Consider the following 8,799-nt stretch of genomic DNA (forward strand, 5'->3'; position numbering starts at 1 on the left):
AAACATCGAGCTCGGAATCAAGGTGCTGCGCGATAGCTCCGGCAAGTCTTTCCTGCTGCTTTCCGGCCCTGAGCCGGACCTGCGCTGGGAGGCTTTCACCGAGGCCGTCGTGGGCATTGCAGAGAAGTTCGATGTACACGACACCATCGTTCTCTACGCCGCCCCGATGCCGGTTCCGCATACGCGCCCCACGGTGATTACTGCGCACGGCAACTCCCCTGAGTTGGTAGGCCGCATGATGAAGATTGAGCAGACCATGATGGTTCCGGGCTCGGCCGCCCTTTTCCTGGAAAAGGCACTGGATAAAAAGGGCCGCAACGTCGCTGGCTTTACCGTTTCGGTCCCGCATTACCTGGCTTCCTCACCGTATCCGCAAGGTACTTTCTCCCTGCTGAACTCGGTGTCGAATGCCGCGGGCCTCAACCTTCCTCTGCGCAGCTTGGAAGAAGACATCACGCGCGTGAACCAGCAGCTCGAGGAACAGGTCATGGACTCCGAGGAGGTTTCCTCCGTGGTCCAGCAGCTCGAGCAGCAGTATGACCACTACCACGAGCGCTACCGTAAGGAGCACCCGAATGCTTTGCTGCCGGGTGAGGAATCCGTGCCCTCCGGGGAGGAAATCAGTGCGGAGTTCCAGGCTTTCCTAGCGAACCTGGACGGTGATTCCGAGCAGCGCCACGAGGTTCTGGACAGCGAGATCGATGACCGCGAAGATGCCGCCGATCGCGCTGCAGAAGATGACGAAGATACTCAGGAAGGCGAGAACTAGCCTCTTTCCACACGGCGGCGCCTTCATCCCCTAATGTGGAAAAGGTGAATCTTTCTCAGCTGCTGCCCGATCTCGCCGAAGTTCCTGATTCCCTCGTTGACGAGGCGATTTGGGATACCTTTACTAGCTGGACCACGCAGCGCGGCATTTCGCTGTACCCAGCCCAAGAGGAAGCCTCGCTGGGCATCCTCGCTGGCGATAACGTCATCCTTGCCACGCCCACGGGCTCTGGCAAGTCCATGGTGGCAAATGCCGCGCACTTCATCGCCTTGGCGCGTGGCCAGCGCAGTTTCTATACCGCGCCGATTAAAGCTTTGGTCTCCGAGAAGTTCTTCGCCCTGTGCGAGATCTTCGGCGCCGAGAACGTAGGCATGATGACGGGCGACGCCACGGTCAACGGCAATGCTCCCATCATCGCCGCCACGGCAGAAATTGTGGCGAACATTGCGCTTCGCGACGGCGCTGATGCTGCCATCGATCAGGTAGTCATGGACGAGTTCCACTACTACTCCGAGCCGGACCGCGGCTGGGCCTGGCAGGTGCCACTGCTGGAGCTGCCAAAGACGCAATTCCTGCTGATGTCTGCCACCCTGGGCGATACCGGCTGGCTGGAAAAGGACTTAACCGAGCGCACCGGCCGCGAAACCACGCTGGTGGCCGGCACCACCCGCCCGGTGCCGCTGGATTTCTCCTACGTGTTTACCCCGGTTCACGAGACCATCGAGGAAATCCTCTCCTCCGGTAAGGCGCCGGTCTACGTGGTGCACTTCTCCCAACGTGAGGCCGCCGAACGCGCCCAAGCGCTGACTTCCCTATCTGGCATCATCACGCCGGAGGAAAAGGAAGCTATTGCCAAGGAGCTGGCGCACTTCCGTTTTTCCACCGCCTTCGGCCGCGACTTGTCCAAGCTTTTGCGCCGCGGCATCGGCGTCCACCACGCGGGTATGTTGCCAAAGTACCGCCGCCTCGTCGAGAGGCTTGCGCAGCAGGGGCTGCTTAAGATCATCTGTGGAACCGACACCCTGGGCGTGGGCATCAACGTGCCGATTCGCACGGTGCTGATGACCGGCCTGGCCAAGTTCGATGGTCAACGCCAACGCATTTTAAAATCCCGCGAGTTCCACCAGATTGCCGGCCGCGCGGGCCGCGCGGGCTATGACACCGAGGGCACCGTCATCGTTGAGGCCCCGGAGCACGAGATCGAAAACGCCAAGGCGCGGCGTCGCCTCAGCAACGACCCGGCGCGGCTGAAGAAGCTTAAGAAGAAGTCCCCGCGCGATGGCGAGGTCTCGTGGTCCGAGAAGACCTTCGCCCGCCTGACCGAGGCCGAGCCGGAGCAGCTGACTTCGCAGTTCCGGGTCTCGAACTCGATGCTGCTCAACGTGCTCTCCCGCCACGGCAACGGGTACGAGCACATGAAGCACCTGCTGCGTACCAACCATGACACCCGTAGCAAGCAGAACCAGGACATCCTGACCGCCATCGAGCTCTTCCGCGGCCTGCTGAACTCCGGCGTGGTGCAAAAATCAACCAAGGGCCTGGACATCTACGGCCGGCCCTATCACTTGGTCCGCGAACTGCCTCGAGACTTCGCGCTGAACCAGCCGCTTGGACCTTTTGCTCTCGCTGCACTCACGCTGCTGGACCCAGAGTCTGAGACCTACACCTTAGACGTCATTTCCGTTTTTGAGGCGATCCTCGATGACCCGCGCCAGGTGCTCGTGGCCCAGCAGAAGCAGCGCCGCGGCGAGGAAATTGCCGCGCTGAAGGCCGACGGCGTCGATTACACCGAGCGCATGGCCATCGTTGAGGACATCACCTGGCCAAAGCCGCTGGAGGAGCTGCTCGAGCAGGCCTATGACACCTTCGCGGAGACCAACGCGTGGGTCAAGGAGTTTGAGCTGCGCCCGAAGTCCGTGGTCCGCGACATGTTGGAAAGCGCCATGACCTTCTCGGACCTGGTGGCCACCTACGGCTTGGCTCGCTCCGAGGGTGTTATCCTGCGCTACCTCACGGACGCCTGGCGCACGCTCAAGCAGTCCATCCCGGAGGAATACATGAGCGAGGAGCTTGCCGACGTCGTCGTTTGGCTCGGCGAGCTCATCCGCCAGGTGGATTCCTCCCTCGTGGACGAGTGGGCGCAGATGGCCGGCGAGGATTCGCCGATTTCCCAAAAGGACCTAGAGCGCGAGCTGGCCTTCGGCGTTGAGGACCCTTCTGCCCTAACGTCCAACCGCCGCGCGTTTAGCATCATGGTGCGCAATTATTTCTTCCGCTTGGTACAGCTTTTCGCGCTCGAAAAAGAGGATCGGCTGGCCGAGCTTTTGGACTACCTGGACGAGGTCCCCGACTTCGGCGCTGTCCTCGACGACTACTTCGACGAATACGACGACATCGATTCCGGCCCCGCCGCCCGTGGCCCGGAGTTCTTCCGCGTTTCCGGCCAGGACACCCGCTTGTGGGAGGTACGCCAGGTAATCAAGGATCCTGAGGGCGATCACGGCTATCAGTTCGTTGGACGCGTGGATCTCGACGCCTCCGATGCAGCCGGCGAGGTGCGCCTATCGGAGCTGCGTATCGAGCACTAGCTTAGGAAAGGGTCTGCTGCGCGCCGCCAGCGCAGCCTAACCATGCTAGACAAGCCCTTTGACCTGCGACGACAATAAGAGTCGAAAGGACGAAAGGTGAAGGCCATGGTTGATATACTCCACCCCCCCGAGCCACACGCGGCAAGCCATAACTCGCGGCTCAATTCGCTACGCGCAGCCGTGCTGGGCGCAAACGACGGCATCGTATCGGTCGCTGCGCTCTTGCTCGGCGTCGTTGGTTCTGGTGCCAGCGATCAAACAATCTTGACCGCCGGTCTTGCGGCCACGGTCTCCGGCGCAGCTTCCATGGCCTTGGGCGAATACGTCTCGGTGTCTGCGCAGCGCGACTCCGAGCGCGCACTCATTGCCAAAGAACGCTGGGAGCTCGCCGAGTTTCCCGAGCAGGAGCACGCCGAACTCACGGAGATGCTCGCGAGCTACGGCATGAGTGTGGAAACCGCGAGCCGCGCGGCTTACGAAATCGCCGATAATGACCCGCTCGATGCCCACCTGCGGCTGGAACTCGGCATCGACGGCGATGACCTCACCAACCCCTGGCATGCCGCCTTTTGGTCGGCGGTCTCCTTCCTCGCCGGCGCCTTGCTTCCGATGCTTGCCATCCTCATTGCGCCTTCCGCTGTAGCCGGCTGGGCCGTCGCCCTGGTTACGCTCCTAGCGCTTGCGCTTACCGGCTATATTTCCGCCCGCCTTGCCCGCACCAACTCCGCCCGCGCAGTCATCCGCCTGCTCATCGGCGGCGCCGCGGGTCTGGCCGTAACTTATGGAATCGGTACCTTGTTTGGGGTGGCCGTCGGCTAGCGCGGCGTTAAAACGCCAAAAGGCTCGCACGATATTTCACCGTGCGAGCCTTTAAAAGTGCTTTAGCGAGCAGCCTCAACCTGAATGGTCTGAGCGATAGCCTGGATAACGCCAGCGATCTTGACTCCCTCCCAAATCTGTTCCTTGGTCATGCCCTCTTCCTGCAGGGTCTTGGAGTGAGCAACCAGGCAGTGCTCGCAGCCGTTGATTGCGGAAACAACGGTGTTCCACAGCTCGAAGTTAGCCTTCTCCACACCCGGCTTAGCAATGATGTTCATGCGCAGGCCGAACTTAACCTGAGCGTAGTCCTCGCCCATCCAGCCCTTAGCGCGGTATGCAACGTTGTTCATTGCCATGACGGTGGCAGCGCCCAGCGCGGCCTCGATAGCCTCAGCGGAAAGGTGTTCCTTTGCCTCTTCCATGATCTCGGAAAGAACGGTGTCGTTGCGGGTTGCGGCAGCAGCAGCCAGCATGGAGCCCCACAGCTGCTCCTCGTTCAGCTCGGTGGAACGAGCGAGGGTGCCTAGGTTCAGCTTCTGGTCCTTTGCGTACTCCGGAAGGGAAGACTTCAGGTTATCGATAGACATATCTTGTGCTCCTTAGCGTTTTTAATAAGTGTTTTTCAGAAGAAGTTCAAAGAAAAGCCCCTTCGGTTGCCCGAGGGGGCTTTATTATCACGCGTGACTACGTTGTCACGCGTGACTACCACGCGCGGCCTAGCACGCGCGGTTTAGTCACCCTTAGAGAGCAGACTGAACAACGTCCATCTTGTTGATGTTCTTGGTTGGGTCATTAGCTTCCCAGTTGCAAGCGCAGACCTCTTCGGACTGCAGTGCGTCCAGAACGCGCAGAACCTCGTCGACGTTACGGCCGACAGCGTCCGGGGTAACGGAAACGAACTGGATAACGCCGTCTGGGTCGATAATGAAGGTTGCGCGGTCAGCAACACCGTCAGCGTTCTCAACGCCGAGGGCGCGGATGAGGTCGTGGCGGATGTCAGAGAACATCGGGAAAGGAACTTCCTTCAGCTCTGGGTGGGTTGCGCGCCAGTTAAAGTGAGCGAACTCGTTATCGGTGGAGCCGCCGAGGATCTGGGTGTCGCGGTCCTGGAACTCCTCATCCAGCTTGCCGAAAGCAGCGATCTCGGTCGGGCAAACGAAGGTGAAGTCCTTCGGGTAGAAGAAGACGACCTTCCACTTGCCCTCGTACTTGTCCAGGGAAACCTGCTCGAAGTAATCCTCAGGCTGGTTAGCGTTAACGTCGTGCAGGTCGCCGCCCTTCAGTGCGGTGAGCTCGAACTCTGGGAACTTCTCGCCAACGGTCAAGATAGGCATATGAAAGACATCTCCTTATAGATGTTGAATCAAAATTCTGGGCTGCGCATTTTCCAGCGCTTGTGGGGCCTAAAGCCCCGCCGCAGCCAAGTATGCCAACATCCGTTGCGCATGTCAATAGGAAATCCTATCGATGGATGTTAAAGTTATAGGCATGCACAATAAAGAGTACCGTCCCACACTCGCTCAGCTGCGAACATTCGTCACCATCGCGGAGAACAAACACTTCGGCACCGCCGCCGCAAAGCTGGAAATCTCCCAGCCTTCCCTCTCCCAAGCCCTCGTGGCCCTCGAACAGGGCCTTGGAATTCAACTCATCGAGCGCTCCACGCGCAAGGTAATAGTCACCGCCAACGGCGAAGAGCTCCTGCCCTACGCTAAAGCAACGCTCGAGGCCGCCGATGCGTTCCATGCCCATGCCCGCGGTGCCCACGGTACCCTCACTGGGCCGCTGACCATCGGCGTTATCCCCACCATCGCGCCATATATCCTGCCTACCCTGCTGCGGTCTATCACCGAGACCTACCCAGAACTCGAGCCGCGCTTCGTGGAGGAGCAGACGGAGCACCTTTTGGGCAAGCTGCGCGACGGCCAGTTAGATCTTGCCATCATCGCCCTGCCCTCCGAGGCCGCCGGCATGGTGGACGTGCCGCTGTACACGGAGGACTTCGTCGTGGTCACCGACAACAATGATGCCCTGGCAGGCCGCGAGGACCTCACCCCTGCAGAGTTAGATAGCCTGAAGCTTTTGCTTCTCGACGACGGCCATTGCCTCCGCGATCAAATCCTCGATCTGTGCCGCCGCGCGCATATCAACGCGTCTGAGGCCATTAACTCAGTTACTCGTGCATCCTCTTTGACCACCATCTTGCAGCTAGTTATGGGCGGGCTGGGCGCTACTTTGGTTCCGGAATCGGCCATTGCCACCGAGTGCACCAACCCGCACTTACAGGTCTCGCGCTTCGACCCAAGCGTTACCGCTGAGCGCGAGGTGGGCTTGGTCTTCCGCAGCTCCGCCGCTCGCGCCGAAGAGTTCCGCAAGTTCGGCGCGCTGGTTACCGCAGCCTTCGAAGAAGCACTGCAGCGCTCGCGCAACGTATAAAAAATTCCTCGGCTCCTTGATTGGAACCGAGGATTTTTCTTTTATCTTTAGGCCTGTACGTAGCGGCCAGCGCACTGGCGGAACAAGTGCGCCTCAGCCAGCAAGGAAACTGGAGCGAAGATGAAAAGGCCCAGACCAAGCGTGAAGATACAAGCGATACCCAGGCCGAACATCATCAGCGCGTAGAGCAGCAGCTGCAGGTAGTTGGCCTTGCCCGCCATGAAGCCCTTCTTGATGGAATCGCCGATGGAGTCACCGTCAGCTGCGAACCATGGCATCAGCTTGTACAGCGGAGTGACCAGCCAGCCGATGATGACCATCACTGCCAGGATGCCGAAGACGGTGCCAGCAGCCGCCAGAGCTGCATCCTCGTCCTGAACGTCCGCGCTGGTGAGCGTGGCAAAGGCCGCGCCACCAAAGACCATGACGGCCAAAATCATGACCACGAAGGACACGAGGGCGATGATCAGCAGCATCAGGAAGGTATTGCCCCATCGTACGTCCTTACCGATGTAGGACCAGCCAGTCTTCAGATCATCAATCTGGAACAGCGCCAGACGCATGACGAACAAGGAGACCAGCAGGGAAATCACCTGCGTGATCACGTTGGAGAAGATATTGCCCGTGAACGCGGCGTTGCCGTCGCCGTTGGAGGCCAAGATGAATCCCACAACGGCACCGAAGATGCCGAATACAGCCAACATCAAAAGCGAACCCAAAATCCACAGCTGCCAATTACTAAAGACCGTGCGGAATGCCCAGCCGATAGCCTTCGTCGCAGAAACCGGGCCGTTGTAGCCCACGCCGCCCTGTGGCTGCTCGTCGTAGCCAGCGTTCCCGCCCGCGTTGTAGCTACCGTAGGAAGGCAAGCCGTAGTCAGGACGGTCCTCCGGGTGGTTGGTTGGCTCATAACGCGGGAAATCCTTACCGTCGCCTGCAGATCCAAAAGGTGAAGACATCTTCAATCCCCTCTATTTATATTCATTTTCTTTAGTCTCGATCGCACCTACCCTATCAACATTTCCCGCCGCTTACGACGGCTAGTAGAATTCACAACCAGCTATGACGATTCCTTCAACGCCCACCCGCGACGAGCTTTACGCCGCTCTCGACGAGGTTTCTACCAAAGATGCCCGCGCTTTCCGACGCCGCCTTCGCAAGGCCCGCTCGCCCCAAGCCCTCACCGCAATCGGGGGCGATATCCAACAAGCCCGCGAGCGCGTCGCGCTAATCGACGCCGCCGTTCCCCCTATTTCCTACCCCGAGACCCTTCCGGTTTCCGGCCGCAAGGACGACATCGCAGAAGCCATCCGCGATAACCAGGTGGTCATCATCGCCGGCGAGACCGGCTCCGGTAAGACCACGCAGATCCCTAAGATCTGCCTCGAGCTAGGCCGTGGCCGCAAGGGGCTGATCGGCCATACCCAGCCGCGTCGTCTAGCCGCGCGCACCGTCGCCGAGCGTATCGCGCAGGAGATGGATCAGAAGATCGGCGAGTCCGTGGGCTACGCCATCCGTTTCGATGATCGCGTGTCTGCTACCACTGCTGTGAAACTAATGACGGACGGCATCCTGCTCGCGGAGATGCAGCGCGACCGCTTCCTGAATGCTTATGACACCATCATCATCGATGAGGCTCACGAGCGTTCCCTCAACATTGATTTCCTGCTGGGCTACTTGAAGCGACTGCTGCCTAAGCGCCCGGATCTCAAGGTGATTATCACCTCCGCGACCATCGACCCAGAGCGCTTTGCCCAGCACTTCGCAGACGGTGACGGAAAGCCCGCGCCCATCATCGAGGTCTCTGGGCGCACCTACCCGGTGGAGATTCGCTACCGGCCGCTCGAGTTCGAGGCCGGGGGCAAAGTCGTCGATCAAGATCCGCTCGACGGCCTGTGCGAGGCCATCGAGGAGCTCATGGCAGAAGGCGAAGGCGACATCCTCTGCTTCTTCCCCGGCGAGCGCGATATCCGCGACGCGCAAGAGGCCATCGAGGCGCGCAAGTGGCGCGGCGTTGAGGTCACCCCACTGTTTGGCCGCCTGTCCAACGACGAGCAGCACCGCGTCTTTTCCGAGCACCGCGGCCGGCGCATCGTGCTGTCCACTAACATCGCAGAGACCTCGCTGACGGTCCCGGGTATTCGATACGTGGTAGACACCGGCACCGCGCGTATCTCGCGCTATTCC

General features: G+C 60.1%; 8 protein-coding genes. 5 read left to right on the top strand and 3 right to left on the bottom strand.

Translation table 11 applies throughout. The annotated features are described in order from the left end of the window. From HMPREF2935_RS11350 to HMPREF2935_RS11360, 3 genes are all read left to right on the top strand, one after another. A partial coding sequence (locus HMPREF2935_RS11350; RefSeq protein ID WP_246817837.1) for a proteasome assembly chaperone family protein occupies positions 1–769 on the top strand: 769 nt, incomplete at its 5' end. A gap of 44 nt (positions 770–813) precedes the next feature. Continuing rightward, positions 814–3,357, top strand: coding sequence for a DEAD/DEAH box helicase (locus HMPREF2935_RS11355; protein WP_070733465.1), 2,544 nt, complete (start codon positions 814–816; stop codon positions 3,355–3,357). Between the two features lie 105 nt (positions 3,358–3,462). Continuing rightward, positions 3,463–4,176, top strand: a complete 714-nt coding sequence (locus HMPREF2935_RS11360) for a VIT1/CCC1 transporter family protein (RefSeq protein ID WP_070733264.1) — start codon at positions 3,463–3,465, stop codon at positions 4,174–4,176. A 62-nt stretch (positions 4,177–4,238) separates the two neighbouring features. On the opposite strand, the gene HMPREF2935_RS11365 is transcribed toward HMPREF2935_RS11360, so the two are convergent. Together HMPREF2935_RS11365 and HMPREF2935_RS11370 are read right to left on the bottom strand one after the other, a co-directional pair. After that, a complete protein-coding gene (locus HMPREF2935_RS11365; RefSeq protein ID WP_070733266.1) occupies positions 4,239–4,763 on the bottom strand; it encodes an alkylhydroperoxidase, AhpD family in 525 nt (174 codons plus the stop codon). A gap of 153 nt (positions 4,764–4,916) precedes the next feature. Further along, positions 4,917–5,510 (bottom strand): peroxiredoxin, encoded by a 594-nt coding sequence (locus tag HMPREF2935_RS11370; RefSeq protein WP_061922987.1) that lies wholly within the window; start codon positions 5,508–5,510, stop codon positions 4,917–4,919. Positions 5,511–5,664: 154 nt separating this feature from the next. On the opposite strand from HMPREF2935_RS11370, the gene HMPREF2935_RS11375 reads away from it, so the two are divergent. Continuing rightward, positions 5,665–6,612 carry a hydrogen peroxide-inducible genes activator gene (locus HMPREF2935_RS11375; protein WP_070733467.1) on the top strand — a complete coding sequence of 316 codons (948 nt, stop codon included), beginning with the start codon at positions 5,665–5,667 and terminating at the stop codon, positions 6,610–6,612. Between the two features lie 47 nt (positions 6,613–6,659). Here the strand turns inward: HMPREF2935_RS11375 and HMPREF2935_RS11380 are convergent, their stop codons facing one another. Beyond that, the gene (locus HMPREF2935_RS11380; protein WP_070733268.1) at positions 6,660–7,571 is read right to left on the bottom strand and encodes a DUF2189 domain-containing protein; all 912 of its coding nucleotides are present in this window, start codon (positions 7,569–7,571) and stop codon (positions 6,660–6,662) included. A 103-nt stretch (positions 7,572–7,674) separates the two neighbouring features. Between HMPREF2935_RS11380 and HMPREF2935_RS11385 the strand changes: the two genes are divergently transcribed. Further along, a partial coding sequence (locus tag HMPREF2935_RS11385; RefSeq protein WP_141756063.1) for a helicase-related protein occupies positions 7,675–8,799 on the top strand: 1,125 nt, incomplete at its 3' end.

This window comes from Corynebacterium sp. HMSC076D02, from assembly GCF_001813815.1.
GTDB classification, from domain to species: Bacteria; Actinomycetota; Actinomycetes; order Mycobacteriales; family Mycobacteriaceae; genus Corynebacterium; species Corynebacterium simulans.

What these genes read in the sequence shown, in the direction of transcription:
- HMPREF2935_RS11360 (WP_070733264.1), top strand. Translation starts at nt 3,463, where the DNA reads ATGGTTGATATACTCCACCCCCCCGAGCCACACGCGGCAAGCCATAAC.
- HMPREF2935_RS11375 (WP_070733467.1), top strand. Translation starts at nt 5,665, where the DNA reads ATGCACAATAAAGAGTACCGTCCCACACTCGCTCAGCTGCGAACATTC.
- HMPREF2935_RS11380 (WP_070733268.1), bottom strand. Translation starts at nt 7,571, where the DNA reads ATGTCTTCACCTTTTGGATCTGCAGGCGACGGTAAGGATTTCCCGCGT.
- HMPREF2935_RS11370 (WP_061922987.1), bottom strand. Translation starts at nt 5,510, where the DNA reads ATGCCTATCTTGACCGTTGGCGAGAAGTTCCCAGAGTTCGAGCTCACC.
- HMPREF2935_RS11365 (WP_070733266.1), bottom strand. Translation starts at nt 4,763, where the DNA reads ATGTCTATCGATAACCTGAAGTCTTCCCTTCCGGAGTACGCAAAGGAC.